At 70.7% G+C, this 19212-nt stretch carries 16 protein-coding genes; 9 read left to right on the top strand and 7 right to left on the bottom strand.

Annotated features, from left to right (window positions below; all coding sequences use genetic code 11):
- The first annotated feature begins 10 nt into the window (after nucleotides 1-10).
- The gene (locus tag OG230_RS09795) at nucleotides 11-772 is read left to right on the top strand and encodes a hypothetical protein (RefSeq protein ID WP_328909765.1); all 762 of its coding nucleotides are present in this window, start codon (nucleotides 11-13) and stop codon (nucleotides 770-772) included.
- A 13-nt stretch (nucleotides 773-785) separates the two neighbouring features.
- Here OG230_RS09795 and cobT read toward each other — a convergent pair whose 3' ends face one another.
- Both cobT and OG230_RS09785 read right to left on the bottom strand, forming a co-directional pair.
- Entirely contained in the window at nucleotides 786-1916 is a 1131-nt protein-coding gene (cobT, locus tag OG230_RS09790) for a nicotinate-nucleotide--dimethylbenzimidazole phosphoribosyltransferase (protein WP_328909764.1), read from the bottom strand.
- 149 nt (nucleotides 1917-2065) lie between these two features.
- Nucleotides 2066-3268, bottom strand: coding sequence for a bifunctional adenosylcobinamide kinase/adenosylcobinamide-phosphate guanylyltransferase (locus OG230_RS09785; RefSeq protein WP_328909763.1), 1203 nt, complete (start codon nucleotides 3266-3268; stop codon nucleotides 2066-2068).
- 87 nt (nucleotides 3269-3355) lie between these two features.
- Here OG230_RS09785 and OG230_RS09780 point away from each other — a divergent pair, with 87 nt between their 5' ends.
- On the top strand, nucleotides 3356-3559 hold the full coding sequence (locus OG230_RS09780; RefSeq protein WP_328909762.1) for a hypothetical protein: 204 nt from the start codon (nucleotides 3356-3358) through the stop codon (nucleotides 3557-3559).
- A gap of 112 nt (nucleotides 3560-3671) precedes the next feature.
- On the opposite strand, the gene OG230_RS09775 is transcribed toward OG230_RS09780, so the two are convergent.
- Nucleotides 3672-4766, bottom strand: a complete 1095-nt coding sequence (locus OG230_RS09775; RefSeq protein WP_328909761.1) for a LuxR C-terminal-related transcriptional regulator — start codon at nucleotides 4764-4766, stop codon at nucleotides 3672-3674.
- A 795-nt stretch (nucleotides 4767-5561) separates the two neighbouring features.
- Here OG230_RS09775 and OG230_RS09770 point away from each other — a divergent pair.
- Nucleotides 5562-7808 (top strand): M4 family metallopeptidase, encoded by a 2247-nt coding sequence (locus tag OG230_RS09770; protein ID WP_328909760.1) that lies wholly within the window; start codon nucleotides 5562-5564, stop codon nucleotides 7806-7808.
- A 143-nt stretch (nucleotides 7809-7951) separates the two neighbouring features.
- Here the strand turns inward: OG230_RS09770 and OG230_RS09765 are convergent, their stop codons facing one another.
- The 3 genes from OG230_RS09765 to OG230_RS09755 form a co-directional block, all read right to left on the bottom strand.
- Nucleotides 7952-9043 carry a S1C family serine protease gene (locus tag OG230_RS09765; protein WP_328909759.1) on the bottom strand — a complete coding sequence of 364 codons (1092 nt, stop codon included), beginning with the start codon at nucleotides 9041-9043 and terminating at the stop codon, nucleotides 7952-7954.
- Between the two features lie 105 nt (nucleotides 9044-9148).
- On the bottom strand, nucleotides 9149-9883 hold the full coding sequence (locus OG230_RS09760; RefSeq protein ID WP_443051581.1) for a class I SAM-dependent methyltransferase: 735 nt from the start codon (nucleotides 9881-9883) through the stop codon (nucleotides 9149-9151).
- 56 nt (nucleotides 9884-9939) lie between these two features.
- Nucleotides 9940-10539, bottom strand: a complete 600-nt coding sequence (locus tag OG230_RS09755; RefSeq protein WP_328909757.1) for a DUF3043 domain-containing protein — start codon at nucleotides 10537-10539, stop codon at nucleotides 9940-9942.
- Nucleotides 10540-10835: 296 nt separating this feature from the next.
- Between OG230_RS09755 and OG230_RS09750 the strand changes: the two genes are divergently transcribed.
- The 5 genes from OG230_RS09750 (at nucleotide 10836) to OG230_RS09730 (ending at nucleotide 17350) form a co-directional block, all read left to right on the top strand.
- A complete protein-coding gene (locus OG230_RS09750) occupies nucleotides 10836-11618 on the top strand; it encodes a PspA/IM30 family protein (protein WP_328909756.1) in 783 nt (260 codons plus the stop codon).
- Between the two features lie 10 nt (nucleotides 11619-11628).
- The gene (pspAA, locus tag OG230_RS09745) at nucleotides 11629-11907 is read left to right on the top strand and encodes a PspA-associated protein PspAA (RefSeq protein ID WP_328909755.1); all 279 of its coding nucleotides are present in this window, start codon (nucleotides 11629-11631) and stop codon (nucleotides 11905-11907) included.
- A gap of 126 nt (nucleotides 11908-12033) precedes the next feature.
- Nucleotides 12034-13329, top strand: coding sequence for a sensor histidine kinase (locus OG230_RS09740; RefSeq protein ID WP_328909754.1), 1296 nt, complete (start codon nucleotides 12034-12036; stop codon nucleotides 13327-13329).
- Complete coding sequence (locus OG230_RS09735; RefSeq protein ID WP_328909753.1) at nucleotides 13326-14015, top strand: response regulator transcription factor; 690 nt, start codon at nucleotides 13326-13328, stop codon at nucleotides 14013-14015. The genes OG230_RS09740 and OG230_RS09735 overlap by 4 nt, the downstream gene beginning before the upstream one ends.
- A gap of 179 nt (nucleotides 14016-14194) precedes the next feature.
- Nucleotides 14195-17350, top strand: a complete 3156-nt coding sequence (locus tag OG230_RS09730; RefSeq protein WP_328909752.1) for an efflux RND transporter permease subunit — start codon at nucleotides 14195-14197, stop codon at nucleotides 17348-17350.
- A gap of 90 nt (nucleotides 17351-17440) precedes the next feature.
- On the opposite strand, the gene nadA is transcribed toward OG230_RS09730, so the two are convergent.
- A complete protein-coding gene (gene nadA / locus OG230_RS09725) occupies nucleotides 17441-18628 on the bottom strand; it encodes a quinolinate synthase NadA (protein ID WP_328909751.1) in 1188 nt (395 codons plus the stop codon).
- 221 nt (nucleotides 18629-18849) lie between these two features.
- Between nadA and OG230_RS09720 the strand changes: the two genes are divergently transcribed.
- The gene (locus OG230_RS09720; protein ID WP_003969624.1) at nucleotides 18850-19206 is read left to right on the top strand and encodes a HesB/IscA family protein; all 357 of its coding nucleotides are present in this window, start codon (nucleotides 18850-18852) and stop codon (nucleotides 19204-19206) included.
- The last annotated feature ends 6 nt before the right edge of the window (nucleotides 19207-19212 follow it).

Below are 19212 nucleotides of genomic sequence, written 5' to 3'. Positions count from 1 at the left end.
AGTGGGTGGCATGGGTCACTGGTTTGATCAGAACATCGTCGAGCCGGGCAAGCTTCCGACGCTCCTCGCCCTGAGCGCCTTCGTGCTGACGTTCGGAATCACCCGCATGATCACCCGGATGATCCGGGCGGGGAAGGGTCCGTTCCGCAACGTCACGCCGGGCGGGGTGCACATTCACCACGTGGTGCCGGGTGTGGTGCTCACCGTGGTTGGCGGCTTCGGCGCGGTGGCCAGCGGACGGGAGGGCGGCGGAGCGGCGATCTGGGCGGTGGTCTTCGGTGTGGGCGCCGGTCTCGTGCTCGACGAGTTCGCGCTGATCCTGCACCTGGACGACGTCTACTGGACCGAAGAGGGCCGCCAGAGCGTCGAGGTCGTCGTCCTCACCGCCTCGCTCGTGGGGCTCTTCCTGGCCGGCTTCTCGCCGCTCGGGGTCAACGAGCTGAGCGACGACGAGCAGCAGGGCAGGCTGAATATCGTCCTGACGCTCGTCGTCAACTTCTGCTTCGTGCTGATCGCCCTGTTCAAGGGCAAGTTGCGGATGGCGGTCCTCGGCGCGCTCATCCCGTTCGTCGCCCTGGTGGGCGCGATCAGGCTGGCCCGGCCGACCTCTCCCTGGGCGAAGCGCTTCTACCGGAACAGGCACCGGGCGAGATCCCGGGCGGTACTGCGCGCCTACCACCACGACGTGCGCTGGGCGGGCCCGCGCCGCAAGTTCCAGGACCTCATCGGTGGTGCTCCCGACCGGGTCGCGGTCCCCGAACGGAAGCCCTGACCACCGGGGCGGATCAGCCGCTCGCCCCGGCCCCGTCCACGGCCTTCTCGTCGGCGTCCTCGGAGTCCTCGGCGTCCTCGGCGTCCTCCGGGTCCGCGGCCTCGTCCGGCGCGCGCTCGGGCAGTTCCGCCGCGAGCGCCGCGGCGGCCTGGACGAGCGGGAGGGCGAGGAGCGCCCCGCTGCCACCGCCCACGGTGACACCGTGGTCGAGCAGCGGAGTGAGCGCCATGCGGTCCAGCGCCTTGGCCTGCGCCGGCTCCCCGCTCGCCTGACCGGCCAGCCACCAGTCCGGCGCCCGGAAAGCGGCCCGCTGCGCCACCAGGGCGCAGGCCGCCCCGACGACGCCGTCGAGGATCACCGGCATCCGGCGGACCGCGCTCTGCAGCAGGAAGCCCGTCATCGCCGCCAGATCGGCGCCGCCGACCGCAGCCAGCAGCTCCACCTGGTCGCCCAGCACCGGCCGTGCCCGACGCAGCGAGTCGCGGATCGCGGCGCACTTGCGCATCCAGGCCAGGTCGTCGATCCCGGCGCCGCCGCGACCGGTGACCACCGAGGCGTCCGTGCCGCACAGCGCCGCGATCAGGGTGGAGGCCGCCGTGGTCCCGCCGACGCTCAGATCGCCGAGCACCACCAGATCCGTGCCGGAGTCGGCCTCCTCGTCGGCGATCGCCATGCCCAGCCGGACGGCCTGCTCGGCCTCCTCGACGGTCATCGCGTCCTCGATGTCGATGCGCCCGCTGCCCCGCCGCACCCGGTGCCGTACGACGGACTCGGGGAGCAGCTCCGGATCGCAGTCCAGGCCGGCGTCGACGATCCGGACGGGCACCGAGAAGCGCCGGGCCAGTACGGCGACGGGGCTCGCGCCGTCCAGCGTGGCCCGGACGAGCTCGTGCGTGCTGCCCGCCGCGCGGCCGGAGACGCCCAGCTCCGCGACTCCGTGATCCGCGGCGAAGACGACGACGCGCGGCCGGTCGACCGGCTTGACCGGTACGGCCTGCTGGGCGGCCGAGAGCCATTCCCCCAGCTCGTCGAGGCGGCCGAGGGCCCCGGGCGGCACGATCAGCCGCTCCCGTCGTTCCTCGGCATCGCGCCGTACGCCGCCGTCGGGGCGTTCGATCAGGTCGGAGAAGTCGTCCAGATTCACGGGGGTCTGCCTCGCGGGGTCGGTACGTGATGGCCGGGAACCCGGCGGCGGGCTCCCGGACGGAACAGTACCCGGCAGGATTCTGACGCTTCGTCAGCGATGGGCCGCCCGCCACGCCCCGGACCGGGCTCCACCCCGGACGCGGGCGCTCACCCCCGCAGCACCAGCGCCTGCCCCGCCACCACCAGCAGCACGTGCTCGCACTCGGCGGCGAACGCGGCGTTCAGCCGTCCCAGCTCGTCCCGGAAGCGCCGCCCGGAGGCCGTCGCCGGGACCACGCCCGAGCCCACCTCGTTGGTCACGGCCACCACGGTCCGCCGGGTGCCGCGCACCGCGCTCACCAGCTCCGCCACCCGTACCCGCAGGGCCTCCTCGCCGCCCCCGGTCCACGTCGCGTCGTCCCACGCGCCCACCCGGTCCATCGCGTCCGTCAGCCACAGCGACAGGCAGTCGATCAGCAGCGGGGGGCCGGCGGCCGTGAGCAGCTCGGTCAGCTCACAGGTCTCCTCGGTACGCCACGCGGCGGGCCTGCGCTCCCGGTGCAGCCCCACCCGGGCCGCCCACTCCGCGTCCCCGTCCCGGCGCCCGCCGGTCGCCACGTACACGACCTCGGGGAAGGTCTCCAGCCGCCGCTCGGCCTCCAGCGACTTGCCCGACCGCGCGCCACCGGTCACCAGCGTGCGCCGCGGCACGTCGGGCACGGCGTGGTACTCGCCCACCACCAGCGTCGTTCCGTCCGGCACGGCCCGCGCCCCGCCCGCCGCGAGCTGCCGCGCCAGCTGCTCTCCGGGCGGTGCGTCATGGTCCAGGTGGACGGCGATCACCTCGGTCGTCGGTCCGATCGCCTCGACCGCCCGGAGCCTGGCCACCGCGTCGGGGCGCCCGATCACATCGCCCACCACCATGTCGTACGGCTCCGCCGCACGGTCGACGAGACCGCTGGGAGCGGCGCCCGGCGGCAGGTACAGCAGCCGCTCGCCCTCCGGTGAGGTCACCTCGTACCCGGTCCCCGGAGCGTCCATCGGCACCGCCCGCACCCGGTGGCCGCTGATGAGCGTCAGCTCCTGGCCGTCCGGCACCCGGCCGGCCGCCGGCAGCCCGTCGGGCAGTTCCAGCGCGGGCCCGTCGTGGGGATGGGTCAGCAGGACCTGGCGTACGGCGGTGAGCGAATGCCCGGCGCGGGCGGCGGCGAACACGGCCCCCGGAGTGAGGTCGAGCAGCAGCGCGTCGTCGACCAGCAGGGAGGTCGCGGCCCGCGTCCGCGCACCACGGGCGGACGCGCAGGCGGCGCAGGGACAGTCGGGCCGCGGCAGCCCGTCGGGGGCTCCGGTGCCGAGCAGAGTCAGTTCCACACTCCTGATCCTCCCGCGTCCATGCTTCACCTGCGCGCCCGGGCCAGGTACTAGGCTTCGGGCAGCAACGTGACCCAGGAGGCGGACATGGCGTGGACGTGGCGGTTCGAGAAGTCCGACGGTACGGAGACGGAGCCGGCGCTGACGCCGGACGAGTTCACGACCCAGGGCGATGCGGAGTCCTGGATCGGTGAGTTCTGGAAGGAGCTCCTGGAGGGCGGGGCGGAACAGGTCACGCTCTTCGAGGACGCGACGAAGATCTACGGCCCGATGAGCCTCCAGGCCGACTGAGAGCCCGTCGGTAGCTCTCCGGCAGGCTCTCAAGGCCCCGGGCCCGCCCGCGCCACGGCGCCCGGGCGGGCCACGAGCTTTTTGTCCGAAGCTGTTCGACGCCGCCCTCGGTTCACCCGGTGGTGCGTTCGGCGGGGGCCGCAACCGCGTCCGAGGCGTCCCCGAGCCAGCTGCGTTCGCGTGCCAGCAGCGCGATCTGGAAGCGTGTCCGAGCGCCGAGGAGCTCGGCGGTCTCGCTGATGTGCTTCTGGATCGTGCGCCGGCTCAGCCCCAGGACCCGAGCGATCGCGTCGTCCGTCATCCCCGCGGACATCAGGGAGAGGATGTCGCGCACCCGCCGCGGAGGCCGGCCGTCCTGTGCCGCGGTGATCGGCGGCCGGCCGGGTCCGCTGTCCAGCGACACAGGGGTCGCCCGTTGCCAGACGCTTTCGAAGAGCGCGGTGAGCACGGCGAGAAGCGTGGCCGAGTGCACGATGAGTGAACCCGCGGAAGGGTCCTCCTGCCGCAGCGGCATGATGCCGGCCGTCGCATCGAACACCACCAGTTTCATCGGGAGCCCGGCCAGCAGCCGCAACTCCCCGCCCCGGGACGTGCCGCTCAGGACGGTGTGCAGCGAGACGGCGTCGGTCATCCCGTCGGTGTCGTACACCGACCGGAGCCGCACTCCGTCGGGCACGGGCATCTGCGGTGCCGGCGCGTCCGATTCAGCCGCCGGGGAATTCGGCACCGAGGTGTCATCGAGCAGCGCGGCCCGGGCGACGTACGGAGGTTTGGCGAGGTGCAGCACCTCGTGCCTGCTGGACGCCAGCAGCTGCGCGTAACGCAACCCGACCTGCTCGGCGCTCTCCACCACCTCGAACAGGTCGGAGGTGACCCGGCGGTGCGACGCCGAGCGGTACGCCTCGTGCAGCTGCTCCATGTACAGCTCCGCCCGCGCCAGTTCCTGCCGCCTCCGGGCCAGCAGCGAACCGAGGGTGGAGCGGGGCGGGCCCGCGCTCCAGCGTGAGGGCCGGTCGCCGACGCGTACGACCAGGTGTTCGTTCTCCAGCGCCCGCAGGGCGTGCTCGGCTGCTGCCGGGGTGGCCCCGAGTGCTTCGGCGACCCTTTCGCTGCTCAACTCCGGCTGCGTGACCAGGCATTCGAGTACCCGGCCGGCCAAGGGGCCCAGGCCGGTCCCGGCCCACGGCACATCTGGTGGCACCGTCACAGTTGCCCCTTTCCGTGCACTGGCGAGGCCGATCGTACGTGGCGAGCCCACGGGAAAGATTATGTGCACGTTACATCCCGTACGGCGGGACGGGCCCGTTCCGCTTCTGCTCCTTCCCGTTCCCATCTGCGCAGTTGCGCGGACCCGCAGCCCGGATCTCCTTGCCCGGCGGGGCGCGCCCCGGAGAAGGTGATCGCGAGCCGCTGACGCGACGGTGCGTCGAAACCCTCTGGGTCACCCAGAACCCGCCAGGACTTGCCGGCACGTCGGAGGCGTTCATGCCACAGCTCAGCCCCGCGGGGGACGGACCTCCGGGTTCGTCGCAGCGCACGGCGCCGCCGCCCTGCTCCCGGCGGTGACACCGGCAGGGCCGCATCCGACGCGATGCCGCCGCTGAGGTGGTGCCCGGCAAGGGCGCCGGGCCATCAGCACTCGTCGCGGACATCGACGAGACCACCGTGACGGAAGGCGCCGCCGACGCCGCTCTTCCGGCGCAGTCAGGGCCGCTTCAGCCGATTGCCGGCCGCGGCCCTCTCTTTCGCGGTCCTCGCATCGGACGGTGCTCGGGTCCGCCCTCGCCCCGGTGCGCCCGCGTCGCATCACAGACCGTGCCGACGGCACTCCCGTCCCCTCGTCCCCGCCACTTACCGGCCGTCACCACCCCTCCGCGCAGAAGGAGTTACAGCAGTGCCCAACAACTTCCGTACCCATAGGGCCACATCACCTCAGGGATCCCGTCCATCCCGGCGAGGTACCCCCATCTACGGGCGCGGCGCGGCGGTTGCGGCCGTCGCTGTGGCCGCGCTCTTCGTGTCGGTCCTGCCCGCCTCGGGCGCCGCCTCCGTCCCGGTCGGCACGGACCGGGCACCACGGCAGGCAGCGGCGGAATCCGGACCCGGTGCCAAGGCGGTCGCGCTCTCTCCCGCGCAGCGGGTGAAGCTGCTCAGGGCGGCGACCGACGCACGCGCCGCCACCGCCCGTTCGCTGAGACTGGGCGATCGGGAGGAGCTGATACCCAAGGACGTCGTCAAGGACGCCGACGGCACCGTGCACACCCGCTACGAGCGTACCTACGCGGGCCTGCCCGTCATCGGCGGCGACCTGGTCGTCCACGAGGAGGGGGCGGTCCGTACCGTCACGAAGGCCTCGGCCGCCAAGGTCTCGGTGCCGACGACCGAAGCCGCCGTCACGGCCGCGACGGCGAAGAGGTCCGCCCTGGCCGCCGCGAAGACCGAGAAGACCGAGGACGCGGCCCCGGACGGATCGCCGAAGCTGGTCGTCTGGCTCGGGGGCGGCGGGCCCACGCTCGCCTGGCAGTCCGTCGTCAGCGGCGTGAGGGAGGACGACACCCCCAGCCGCCTGAGCGTGGTGACCGACGCCACGACCGGCAGGCAGCTTCAGAGCGTCGAACAGATCCATTCGGGTACCGGCCACAGTCAGTACAGCGGCCAGGTGCCGATCGGCACGGTGCGCAACGACAGCCTCTACGAACTGACCGACCCGGAGCGCGGGGGCCACAGGACGTACGACCTGAAAGCCAGCGGCGGCATCGGCGTGCTGGCCACCGACGACGACGACATCTGGGGCGACGGAACGGCGAACAGCCGCCAGACCGCGGCCGTGGACGCCGCCTACGGCCAACGGCAGGCATGGGACTTCTACCACGACCGGTTCGGCCGCAACGGCATCGCTGACAACGGTGTCGGAGCCTATTCCAGGGTCCACTACGGCGACGGATACGCCAACGCCTTCTGGGACGACCTCTGCTTCTGCATGACCTACGGTGACGGCCGGGACAACACCCGGCCGCTGACCGAACTCGACATCGCCGCGCACGAGATGTCCCACGGTGTCACCTACGCCACCGCCAACCTCACCTACTCCGGTGAGTCCGGCGGCCTGAACGAGGCCACCAGCGACATCATGGGCACGTCCGTGGAGTTCTTCTCCGACAACCCCGCGGATGTCCCCGACTACATGATCGGCGAGCTCGCCGACGTCCGCGGCACCGGAAAGCCCCTGCGCTACATGGACCAGCCCTCCAAGGACGCCTCCACCAGGGGCACTTCCCAGGACTACTGGACGGCGGACACCAAGACCCTCGACCCGCACTTCAGTTCCGGCGTGGCCAACCACTTCTTCTACCTCCTCTCCGAAGGAAGCGGGAAGAAGACCGTGCACGGCGTCGACTACGACAGCCCCACGTACGACGGCCTGCCGGTCGCGGCTCTCGGCCAGCGCGAGGCGACCGCCATCTGGTACCGGGCGCTGACCGTCTACATGACCAGTGGCACCGACTACGCCGGCGCCCGCGCTGCCACTCTCCAGGCCGCCGCCGACCTGTTCGGCGGGACCAGTGACGCCTACGAGGCCGTCGGCAACGCCTGGGCGGCCGTGAACGTCGGCGCCCGCTATGTGAATCACATCGCCGTGGTCGCCCCGTCCACGCGGAATTCGGCCGTGGGCCAGCCGGTCAGCCGCCGGATCGAGGCGACGAGCTCTCGGCCGGGACGCCTGAGGTACGAGGCGGACGCGCTGCCCAAGGGCCTGTCCATCAACGCCGGAACATGCCTGATCACCGGTACCCCGAGCAAGGCCGGCGACTTCGCGGTTGCCGTCACCATCAAGAACTCCCCGACGGTCAAGCGCACGGTGCGATTCGTGTGGACCGTCCTGGACTCGGGCGGAGATCACTTCGTCAACCCGGACCGGTTCGACATCCCCAACTGGAAGTTCGTCGAGTCACCGCTCATCGTCAGCGGCCGCAAGGGCAACGCCCCCAGCGATCTCAAGGTCACGGTCGACCTCTACCACCCGTGGGTCGGTGGTCAGGTGATCACGCTGGTCGGCGAGAACGGTACGGAGATCCCGGTCAAGGACTGGTACTGGAACAACGGCGAGGGCGAGCTGCACACGACCTACACGGTCGACGCGTCGGCGGTCCCCGCCAACGGCACCTGGAAGCTCCGGGTCCAGGACGACACCCCGGGCATCTTCGACGTCGAGCCCGGCTACCTCGACAGCTGGAGCCTCAGCTTCTGATCCTCATCCCCACCGCACCCGCCGCGCCATACCCACCGCACCACACCCGCCGCGCCCGGCCGAAACGGGCGCGGCGGGTGCACAGCTCGTTTCCGGCGACCGGCCGGCGAGGCCGGAGGCACCGGGGCGCGGGTTCCCGGCGCTCAGATCTCGCCCAGCGTGACCTCGGCCGTCTTCTCGGTGTCGTCGCGCGAGTACGTCACGGTGACCTTCTGGCCCGGCTCGTCGCCCGCCAGCGCCTCGGACAGCGAGGTGATGGTCGTGACCTCGCTGTCGCCGACCTTCGTGATGATGTCTCCCGCCCGCAGCCCCGCCTTGTCGGCCGCGCCGCCCTCGGTCACGCTGACCAGGGCCACTCCGACCGGCCGGTAGTCGTCGTCGACGACCGTGCGCCCGGTGATGTTCAGCGCGGCCCGGCCCGAGTCGGTGACCTTGCCGGTCTTGATGATCTGGTCGGCGACCGTCTTCACCATCGAGACCGGAATCGCGAATCCGATGCCCGGCGCCGCGCTGTCACCCATCTGCGGGTCCGTCGCCGCCAGGGTCGGGATGCCGATCACCTCGCTGTCCAGGTTCACGAGCGCGCCGCCGCTGTTGCCCGGGTTGATCGCCGCCGAGGTCTGCACCATGTTGGCGATGGTCGCCCCGGTGCCGCCGCCCGCGCGGCTCTCGGTGACGGTCCGGCCCAGGGCCGAGACGATGCCCTGGGTGACGCTGCTGGACAGGCCCAGGGGCGAGCCCATCGCCATCACGATCTGCCCCACCTCGACCTCGTCCGAGTCGCCGAACTTCGCGGGCTTGAGCCCCGCGGGCATCTCGGCGAGCTTGAGGACGGCCAGGTCCTGTTCCGGATAGGCGGAGACCAGGGAGGCGGCGATCACCGTCTCGCCGGTGGCGACGGTGACCTTGAAGGTCTTCTCGTCGCCGACCACGTGGGCGTTGGTGACGATATGGCCCTTGTCGTCGTAGACGATGCCCGAGCCCAGGCCGTTGGAGGCGTCGATCTGCACGACCGACGGCAGCACGTCCTTGATGACGTCCTGGTAGTCGTCCTGGAGATCGTTGGTGGCCTTGGCGGCGGGACCCTGCTGCGCGGAGCCGGAACGCGTGGCGTCGGGCTCGGCCGAACCGGCGTCCGAGCCGGAACACCCGCCCACCAGGGCGATCGCGCAGACACCGGCGGTCAGGGGCAGCAGCAGCCGGCGCACTCGACTGCGAGAAGGGGATGCATGCATGTCCGGAGTATCACTATCGACCCCATGAGGGGGCCTGTGCTGATACGCCGACCGGGCGTACGGCGCCGGCCGGCCGCCGCAGCCCTCCGGGCCCTCGCGGTGGCGTCAGCCGCGTACGCCGCACAGGTGCAGCAGCGCCGCCACCCGGCGGTACGGATCGGTCCGCCCGGCCCGGTCCTCCGCGTCCAGCAGCCGTGCCATCTCCGGCGGCGCCGGAAGCTCCGCCTCGTTGTCGGCGTTGTCGCAGAACACCCGCACGCCGTACCAGGCGTGCAGCGGGGCCGCGATGCCGGCGAGGGTGGCGGTCAGGGCGTCGAGCCGGTCGGCCCGCACCGTGAGGCCGAGCCGGTTGGTGTACGTGTCCGTGTCGAAGGCGTCCAGCGCCCCGGCGAAGTCCCCGGCGGTCCCGGGCCGCATCGCCAGCGCGTCCGCGTTCCGCACGAGAAGGGAGAGCAGTCCGCCGGAGGCCAGCATCCTGGCCAGCCCCGCCAGCATCGGATCGGGCTCCTGGACGTACATCAGCACGCCGTGGCAGAGGACCAGGTCGAAGCTTCCGGGCAGGAAGTGCACACCGGTGTCCTGGCCGTCGCCCTCGATCAGCCGGACCCGCTCGCGAATGCCCTCGGGCTCGTCCGCGAGCGCCTCGCGTGCGGTCCGCAGCATGTCGCCGTCGGACTCCAGGCCGGTCACCGAGTGACCGGCCCGTGCCAGGCGCAGGGCCTGGGTGCCCTGCCCCATGCCGACGTCGAGCACCCGCAGACGCCGCCCCACGGGGAAGCGGGCGGCTATCTGCTCGTCCAGCTGCCGGGCCACGAGCTCCTGGCGGACCACATTACGCAGTCCGCCGAGGCCCTTCGTCCACGCCGCCGCGCCACCCGTGAAACCGGAGACCGTGCTCAGGGCCGCTCTCCGCGCTTGACCTGCGGCTTGGGAAGCCGCAGCCGGCGCATCTGGAGCGTACGCATCAGGCCGTACGCGACGGCGCCGCGCTTCGGGGTGTCGGGGAAGCGCTCCGCCAGCTGCTTCTTGAGCCGGAACGCGAGACCGATCGAGTCGACGACGATCAGCACGATCACGCCGAGCCAGAGCAGCAGGGAGATGTTCTGGATGTTCTTGATCTGGATCACGCTGAGAATCAGGATGATCACTGCGAGCGGCAGGAAGTACTCCGCGATGCAGAAGCGCGAGTCCACGAAGTCACGGACAAAGCGCCGGACCGGCCCCTTGTCGCGCGCCGGCAGATAACGCTCGTCGCCCGTCGCGAGCGCCTCGCGCTGCCTGGCCAGGTCGGAGCGCCTGGCTTCGCGCTGGCGCTTCGTGGCCTCCTTGCGGTCGGTCGGCGTGCTCGAGGCGCGACGACGCTGCGTCTGGGCCTCGCTGCGCTTGGGGGTGGGGCGACCCTTGGGTGACTGGGGGTCGCGGGGCTGCTTGGAGAGGTCCGCCGTCACCTTGCCGGTGGGGGCCTTCTCGTCCTTGGAGGAACGGCTACGGAACACAAAACCCAAGGGTACGGGGTCGGCCGCGGGGACAACCGACCGGGCGGGAACGATCCGGCAACGGCATGCGTCCCTAAAGGCATCCCGACAGGGGCAGAACGGACGTCGCCGCTGGTTTCCCTGACCTTCACCTACTCCCTGCGCGGGAGCGGTCACCGGGGGCAGTCGTCCTTGGGGAGGAGCACATCCGTGCTCCGACAGTGCGGTAATAGAGGCAGGGCCCGTACTGTGGGTTCTGTTGGAGTGCTGGAGCTCAGTCCGTCAGAAGGGGGCGCGCGAAGCCCATGAGCGGTGTCATGAAGCGTATGGGAATGATCTTCCGCGCGAAGGCAAACAAGGCCCTTGACCGGGCCGAGGATCCGCGCGAGACCCTCGATTACTCGTACCAGAAGCAGCTGGAGCTGCTTCAGAAGGTGCGCCGCGGTGTCGCCGATGTGGCGACCTCGCGCAAGCGGCTGGAATTGCAGCTGAACCAGCTGCAGGGCCAGTCGTCCAAGCTGGAGGACCAGGGCCGCAAGGCGCTCGCGCTCGGTCGCGAGGACCTGGCCCGCGAGGCGCTGTCCCGCCGCGCCGCCCTCCAGCAGCAGGTCACGGACCTGGAGACACAGCACCAGACGCTGCAGGGCGAGGAGGAGAAGCTCACTCTCGCGGCCCAGCGGCTCCAGGCCAAGGTCGATGCCTTCCGTACGAAGAAGGAGACCATCAAGGCGACGTACACGGCGGCCCAGGCGCAGACCCGGATCGGCGAGGCGTTCTCGGGCATCTCCGAGGAGATGGGCGATGTCGGCCTGGCGATCCAGCGGGCCGAGGACAAGACCCAGCAGCTCCAGGCGCGAGCCGGAGCCATCGACGAACTGCTCGCCTCCGGCGCCCTGGACGACCCGTCCGGCACGGCGAAGGACGACATCGCCGCCGAGCTGGACCGGATCTCCGGTGGTACGGATGTGGAGCTGGAGCTGCAGCGCATGAAGGCCGAACTGGCCGGCGGCTCCTCCGCACAGCAGCAGGCCATCGAAGGCGGCACGCAGGACGCCGCACCGCAGTCGCAGCAGAGTCCGCACAAGTTCGACAAGCAGTAAGGGCAACGTCATGATCGTACGGATCATGGGGGAGGGTCAGCTGACGCTGGCCGACAGTCACGTCGCCGAGCTGAACAAACTCGACGACGAGCTGCTCGCAGAGATGGAGAGCGGCGACGGCGCAGGTTTCCGCTCCACTTTCCAGGCACTTCTCGGCAAGGTGCGAGAGCTCGGTTCACCCCTGCCGGACGACTCCCTGGAGCCGTCCGAACTGATCCTGCCGTCGCCCGACGCGACCCTCGAAGAGGTGCGCGCCATGCTCGGCGACGACGGTCTGATCCCCGGCTGACGTGCCACCCGCTCCAGCACCCTCCTGTGCCCCGCCCGGTCCGCCGGCCGCGGGGCACAGTGCTGTGGCGGAAGCCGTGCACGACCGGGACACGACAGGGCGCGACACGCCGTACCGTTGCTCGACGTGACCACCCTCGGAACCGGGTTCGTGCGTGCCCATCGCTGGCTGCGCGGCCATCCCCTCGCCTTCGACGCGGGGCTCGCCCTGGCCGTGCTCGTCAGCATGATCTGCGCGTCGTTCGCCGATCCGAACCACGGGGCGAACGGGCCCTCGTTCGGTACCCGCACCCCCGAACCCTTCAGCGTGCTCCTCATGGTGCTGGGCGCCGGGGCGCTCGTCCTGCGGCGGCGGAGCCCGATGGCGGTGCTCGCCGTGACCGGTGCCCTGTCCGCGGCGGAGTTCGTGGTGATGGACCCGCCCGCCCCCGTGGTGATGAGCGCCGTGATCGCGCTCTACACCGTCGCCTCCCGCACCGACCGTCCCACCACCTGGCGGGTCGGCCTGCTGACCATGACGGTGCTCACCGCGGCGGCGATGTTCTTCGGCTCGGCCCCCTGGTACAGCCAGGAGAACCTCGGCGTCTTCGCGTGGACCGGCATGGCGGGCGCCGCGGGGGACGCCGTCCGCAGCAGGCGCGCCTTCGTCGACGCGATCAGGGAGCGCGCCGAACGCGCCGAACGCACCCGTGAGGAGGAGGCGCGCCGCAGGGTCGCCGAGGAGCGGCTGCGGATCGCCCGGGACCTGCACGACGTCGTCGCCCACCACATCGCCCTCGTCAACGTCCAGGCCGGTGTGGCGGCCCACGTCATGGACAAGCGCCCGGACCAGGCCAAGGAGGCGCTCGCCCACGTCCGCGACGCCAGCCGCTCCGCGCTCAACGAACTCCGTGCCACCGTCGGACTGCTCCGTCAGTCCGGCGACCCCGAGGCGCCCACCGAACCGGCCCCCGGGCTCGCGGTCCTCGGCGAGCTGGTGAACACCTTCCGCAATGCCGGACTCCCCGTCGAGGTGGCCTGCACCGACCACCAGAACCCGCTGCCGGCCGCCGTCGACCTGGCCGCCTACCGGGTCATCCAGGAAGCGCTGACCAATGTGCGCAAGCACGCCGGAGCGGGCGCGAAGGCCGAGGTGAGTGTCGTACGGGTCGGGGCGACCGCCGAGATCACGGTGCTCGACAACGGCAGGGGCCGGACGGGCGAGGGCGAGGGTTCCTTCGCGGGTACGCGGGCCGAGGAGGGCGACGGCGGCGGCCACGGACTCATCGGTATGCGCGAACGCGTCACCGCCTTCGGGGGCACCCTCACCGCGGGCCCCCGCTACGGCGGCGGCTTCCGCGTCCATGCGATCCTGCCGGTCAAGGCCCGCACGGGTGAGCAGAAGGCGTCCGGTGCGACGGGCGGAACGGGGGGACACGCGTGAATCCGATCAAGGTGCTGCTCGCCGACGACCAGGCACTGCTGCGCAGCGCCTTCCGGGTGCTGGTCGACTCGGAGCCCGACATGCACGTCGTGGGAGAGGCGGCGGACGGCGCGGAGGCCGTGGCGCTGGCCCGCTCGACACGCGCCGACGTGGTGCTGATGGACATCCGGATGCCCGGCACCGACGGGCTCGCCGCCACCCGCATGATCAGCGCCGACCCGGATCTGGCGGATGTCCGCATCGTCATGCTCACCACCTTCGAGGTGGACGAGTACGTGGTGCAGTCCCTGCGCGCCGGCGCCTCGGGCTTCCTGGGGAAGGGTGCGGAACCGGACGAACTGCTCAACGCCATCCGTATCGCGGCGGGCGGTGAGGCCCTGCTCTCCCCGGCGGCGACCAAGGGGCTCATCGCCACCTTCCTCGCCCAGGGCGGGAGTTCGGGCGAGGGCCCGGACGCCGCGGCGTACTCGGAACGGCTCGCCGCCCTCACCGTGCGCGAACGGGAGGTGCTGGTCCTCGTCGCCGGCGGGCACTCCAACGACGAGATCGCCGAGCGGCTCGTGGTCAGCCCACTCACCGTCAAGACCCATGTGAACAGGGCGATGGCGAAGCTCGGCGCCCGGGACCGGGCTCAATTGGTGGTAATCGCGTACGAATCGGGCCTGGTGCGCCCCAGGGTCGACTAGCGGTCGGGGCCAGGGGTGGAGATGCGGTGTACTCCACCTGCGGTATGCGCGGCATAAGAAAGCACCCCCGGGGCCGACGATTCGGCCGCGGGGATCGGCGATCGTATGAACGGGTGGGGCGTGTCCCCCTTCGATCGCCCGCCCATCTGCCGCGTACGCCACAGAAGAGAGACCCACCCATGTCCTGGCTGTCCAGATTCAGCCTCGCGCAAAGGGCCCTGATCGGGCTGATCTCGATCGTCGCGCTCGTATTCGGAGCGATCGCGATCCCGCAGCTCAAGCAGCAACTGCTGCCCACCATCGAACTTCCGATGGTGTCGGTGCTCGCGCCCTACCAGGGTGCGTCCCCCGATGTGGTCGCGAAGCAGGTCGTCGAACCGCTCGAGAACTCCATCAAGGCCGTCGACGGCGTCGAGGGCATCACCTCGACCGCCAGCGAGGGCAACGCCGTCATCATGGCGACCTTCGACTTCGGTGACCAAGACACCAAGCAGCTCGTCGCCGACATCCAGCAGGCCGTGAACCGTGCCCGCATCCAGCTCCCGGACGACGTCGACCCGCAGGTCATCGCCGGCTCGACGGACGACATTCCCACGGTCGTCCTCGCCGTCACCTCCGACAAGGACCAGCAGGCGCTCGCCGACCAGCTGGACCGCACGGTGGTCCCCGCACTCGACGACATCGACGGGGTCGGCCAGGTGTCGGTCGACGGGGTCCAGGACCTCCAGATCTCCGTCACCCCCGACGACAAGAAGCTCGCCGCTGCCGGTCTGAACGCCGGCTCGCTGTCCCAGGCCCTCCAGGCGGGCGGCGCCACCGTCCCCGGCGGCTCGTTCTCCGAGGCGGGCAAGAGCCGCACGATCCAGGTCGGCGGCGGCTACACCTCGCTGAAGCAGATCGAGGACCTGACGGTCGCCCCGCAGAACCCGGCGACCGGCAGGCCCGGCAAGCCGGTCCGCGTCGGTGACGTCGCCACGGTGAAGGAGGAGCCGTCCACCGCGGTCTCCATCACCCGTACGAACGGCAAGCCGAGCCTCGCCGTCATGGCGACGATGGACAAGGACGGCAGCGCCGTCGCCATCTCGGACGCCGTCCGTGACAAGCTCCCGGACCTGCGCAAGGACCTCGGCGCCGGCGCCGAGCTGACCGTCGTCTCCGACCAGGGCCCCGCCGTCTCCAAGGCGATCTCCGGTCTGACCACCGAGGGCGCGCTCGGCCTGCTCTTCGCGGTCATCGTGATCCTGGTCTTCCTGGCGTCCCTGCGCTCGACCCTGGTCACCGCGGTCTCGATCCCGCTGTCCGTCGTTCTCGCGCTGATCGTGCTGTGGACCCGCGACCTGTCGCTGAACATGCTCACGCTCGGCGCGCTGACCATCGCCATCGGCCGGGTCGTCGACGACTCGATCGTGGTCCTGGAGAACATCAAGCGGCACCTCGGCTACGGCGAGGAGCGCCACTCGGCGATCATCACCGCCGTCAGGGAGGTGGCCGGAGCCGTCACCTCCTCGACGCTCACCACCGTCGCCGTGTTCCTCCCGATCGGTCTGGTCGGCGGCATGGTCGGCCAGCTGTTCGGTTCGTTCTCCCTGACCGTCACGGCGGCCCTGCTGGCCTCCCTGCTGGTCTCGCTGACCGTGGTCCCGGTCCTCTCCTACTGGTTCCTGCGCGCCCCCAAGGGCGCCGCGGAGAACCCGGCGGAGGCCCGCCGCAAGGCGGAGGAGAAGGAAGCGAGCAGCAGGCTCCAGCGGCTCTACGTCCCGGTGCTGCGGTTCGCGACCCGGCGCCGCATCACCAGCATCGTCCTCGCCGTCGCCGTCCTGTTCGGCACCTTCGGCATGGTCCCGCTCCTGAAGACCAACTTCTTCGACCAGGGCGAGCAGGAAGTCCTGTCCATCAAGCAGGAGCTCTCCGCGGGCACCAGCCTGGCGGCGGCCGACGAGGCCGCGCGGAAGGTCGAGAAGGTTCTCGCCGACGAGAAGAACGTCGAGGACTACCAGGTCACGGTCGGCTCGTCCGGCTTCATGGCGGCCTTCGGCGGCGGTACGGGAGCCAACCAGGCTTCGTACCAGGTGACCCTCAAGGACGCGGCCGGCTTCGACGCCACCCAGGAGCGGATCGACGAGGCCCTCGGCAAGCTCGACGGGATCGGTGACACCACGATCGCGGCGGGCGACGGCTTCGGCAGCCAGGACCTGAGCGTCGTGGTCAAGGCCGCCGACGGGGACGTCCTGGAGAAGGCGTCCGAAGAGGTGCGTACCGCGGTCGCCGGACTCGACGACGTCACCGACGTCCAGAGCGACCTCTCGCAGAGCGTCCCGCGCATCTCGGTGAAGGCCAACGACAAGGCCGCCGCCGCCGGATTCAACGACGCCACCCTCGGTGCGGCCGTCGCGGGCGCAGTGCGCGGCACGCCGTCGGGCAAGGCGATCCTCGACGACACCGAGCGCGACATCGTCGTCACCTCCTCCCGTCCGGCCGCCACCATGGCGGAGCTCAAGGACCTCCGGCTCGGCGCGGTCAGGCTCGCCGAGATCGCCGAGGTCGAACTGGTCCCCGGACCGGTCTCCATGACCCGGATCGACGGTCAGCGCTCCGCGACCATCACGGCCAAGCCCACCAGTGACAACACCGGTGAGGTGAGCGCCGCCCTGCTGAAGAAGATCGACGCCCTGGACCTTCCGGCAGGCGCCACCGCCACCATCGGCGGTGTCTCCGAGGACCAGAACGAGGCGTTCGTCAACCTGGGTCTCGCCATGCTGGCGGCCATCGCGATCGTCTTCATGCTCCTGGTCGCGACGTTCCGCTCGCTGATCCAGCCGCTGATCCTGCTGGTCTCCATCCCGTTCGCGGCCACGGGCGCCATCGGCCTGCTCGTCGCCACCGGCACCCCGATGGGCATCCCGGCGATGATCGGCATGCTGATGCTGATCGGCATCGTGGTGACCAACGCGATCGTGCTGATCGACCTGATCAACCAGTACCGGGCCCAGGGGCTCGGCGTCGTCGAGGCGGTTGTCGAGGGCGGCCGTCACCGGCTCCGTCCGATCCTGATGACCGCCCTGGCGACGATCTTCGCCCTGCTCCCGATGGCCCTGGGCGTCACCGGCGACGGCGGCTTCATCTCGCAGCCGCTCGCCGTCGTCGTGATCGGTGGTCTGATCACCTCCACACTGCTGACCCTGCTGCTCGTGCCGACGCTGTACGCGATGGTCGAGCTCCGCAAGGAGCGCCGCGCGAAGAAGAAGGCCGCCAAGCGCGACAAGAAGGCCGGCATCCCGGCTCCGAGCCCGTCCGAGGAGACCACCTCGGACGAACCGGAGCCCACGCGGGCCTGACCTCTGTGCACGTACGAGGGCCCCGGCACCGTTCGAACGGTGCCGGGGCCCTCGTACGTCCGTCCCGCGGCCGTGGACGGCGGGCTGCCGCTACGGCAGCGCCAGCATCCGCTCCAGCGCCAGCTTCGCGTACTTCTCCGTCTCCGGATCCACCACGATCCGGTTGACCAGGTTGCCCTCGGCCAGCGACTCCAGCGTCCACACGAGGTGCGGCAGGTCGATCCGGTTCATCGTCGAGCAGAAGCAGACCGTCTTGTCGAGGAAGACGATCTCCTTGTCCTCGGCCGCGAAGCGGTTGGCGAGGCGCCGCACCAGGTTCAGCTCGGTGCCGATGGCCCACTTGGAACCGGCCGGGGCCGCCTCCAGGGCCTTGATGATGTACTCCGTCGAACCGACGTAGTCCGCGGCGGCCACGACCTCGTGCTTGCACTCCGGGTGCACCAGCACGTTGACGCCCGGAATGCGCTCGCGCACGTCGTTGACGGACTCCACCGAGAAGCGCCCGTGCACCGAGCAGTGGCCGCGCCAGAGGATCATCTTCGCGTTGCGGAGCTCCTCGGCGGTCAGACCGCCGTTCGGCTTGTGCGGGTTGTAGAGGACGCAGTCCTCCAGGGTCATGCCCATGTCCCGTACCGCCGTGTTGCGGCCCAGGTGCTGGTCCGGCAGGAAGAGGATCTTCTCGCCCTGCTCGAAGGCCCACTCCAGGGCCCGCTTCGCGTTCGAGGACGTACAGATCGTGCCGCCGTGCCTGCCGGTGAACGCCTTGATGTCGGCGGAGGAGTTCATGTACGAGACGGGCACGACCTGCTCGGCGACGCCGGCCTCGGTCAGTACGTCCCAGCACTCGGCGACCTGCTCGGCGGTGGCCATGTCGGCCATCGAGCAGCCGGCCGCCAGGTCGGGGAGCACGACCTTCTGGTCGTCGCCGGTCAGGATGTCCGCGGACTCGGCCATGAAGTGCACGCCGCAGAAGACGATGTACTCGGCCTCCGGGCGCGCCGCCGCGTCCCGTGCGAGCTTGAACGAGTCGCCGGTGACATCCGCGAACTGGATGACCTCGTCGCGCTGGTAGTGGTGTCCGAGGACGAAGACCTTGTCCCCGAGCTTCTCCTTGGCGACGCGGGCGCGCTCCACCAGGTCCGGGTCGGACGCGGAGGGGAGATCGCCGGGGCATTCGACGCCCCGCTCGCTCTTCGGGTCGGCCTCGCGGCCGAGCAGCAGCAGAGCGAGGGGCGTCGGCTGTACATCCAGGGGCTGGGCGGTGGTCACGTCACGCACCCTTTCTTTTTCTGCGGCTAACCTTTTCGTCTATTTGACGCTATCTATCATAACCGCTTCGTGTCAGTTTGACGATGCCGATAGCGTCGATGTGACGCATCCCCCCGCCGGTGCGGTGTGCGAGCATGAAAAGGAACAGGCAAGCGGCGGCCCGGAATGAATCCGAGGCTCAGACGGTTGCAACGTCGGCAAGCAGTCCGTACAACCCGGGAGAGAAGCAGATGTCCGTATCGGACGAGACCACCACCGTGAGCGACGGCATCCTCCTGTCCGACGCCGCCGCAGCCAAGGTCAAGGGCCTGCTGGAGCAGGAGGGCCGCGAGGACCTGGCGCTGCGCGTCGCCGTTCAGCCCGGCGGCTGCTCGGGCCTGCGCTACCAGCTCTTCTTCGACGAGCGTTCGCTCGACGGCGATGTCGTGAAGGACTTCGACGGCGTGAAGGTCGTGACCGACCGGATGAGTGCCCCCTACCTCGGCGGCGCCTCCATCGACTTCGTCGACACGATCGAGAAGCAGGGCTTCACGATCGACAACCCGAACGCCACGGGTTCCTGCGCCTGCGGCGACTCGTTCAGCTGAGCCCCA

The organism is Streptomyces sp. NBC_00234, assembly GCF_036195325.1.
Classification (GTDB): domain Bacteria; phylum Actinomycetota; class Actinomycetes; order Streptomycetales; family Streptomycetaceae; genus Streptomyces.
The sequence above is the reverse complement of the archived record's forward strand: the minus strand, read 5'-3'. Positions and strand labels throughout refer to the sequence as shown.

Bases quoted from the DNA above. Each gene is read 5' to 3' on its own strand.
- OG230_RS09780 (WP_328909762.1), top strand. From the start codon at position 3,356: ATGGCGTGGACGTGGCGGTTCGAGAAGTCCGACGGTACGGAGACGGAG.
- OG230_RS09730 (WP_328909752.1), top strand. From the start codon at position 14,195: ATGTCCTGGCTGTCCAGATTCAGCCTCGCGCAAAGGGCCCTGATCGGG.
- OG230_RS09720 (WP_003969624.1), top strand. From the start codon at position 18,850: ATGTCCGTATCGGACGAGACCACCACCGTGAGCGACGGCATCCTCCTG.
- OG230_RS09795 (WP_328909765.1), top strand. From the start codon at position 11: ATGGGTCACTGGTTTGATCAGAACATCGTCGAGCCGGGCAAGCTTCCG.
- pspAA (WP_328909755.1), top strand. From the start codon at position 11,629: ATGATCGTACGGATCATGGGGGAGGGTCAGCTGACGCTGGCCGACAGT.
- OG230_RS09750 (WP_328909756.1), top strand. From the start codon at position 10,836: ATGAAGCGTATGGGAATGATCTTCCGCGCGAAGGCAAACAAGGCCCTT.
- OG230_RS09765 (WP_328909759.1), bottom strand. From the start codon at position 9,043: ATGCATGCATCCCCTTCTCGCAGTCGAGTGCGCCGGCTGCTGCTGCCC.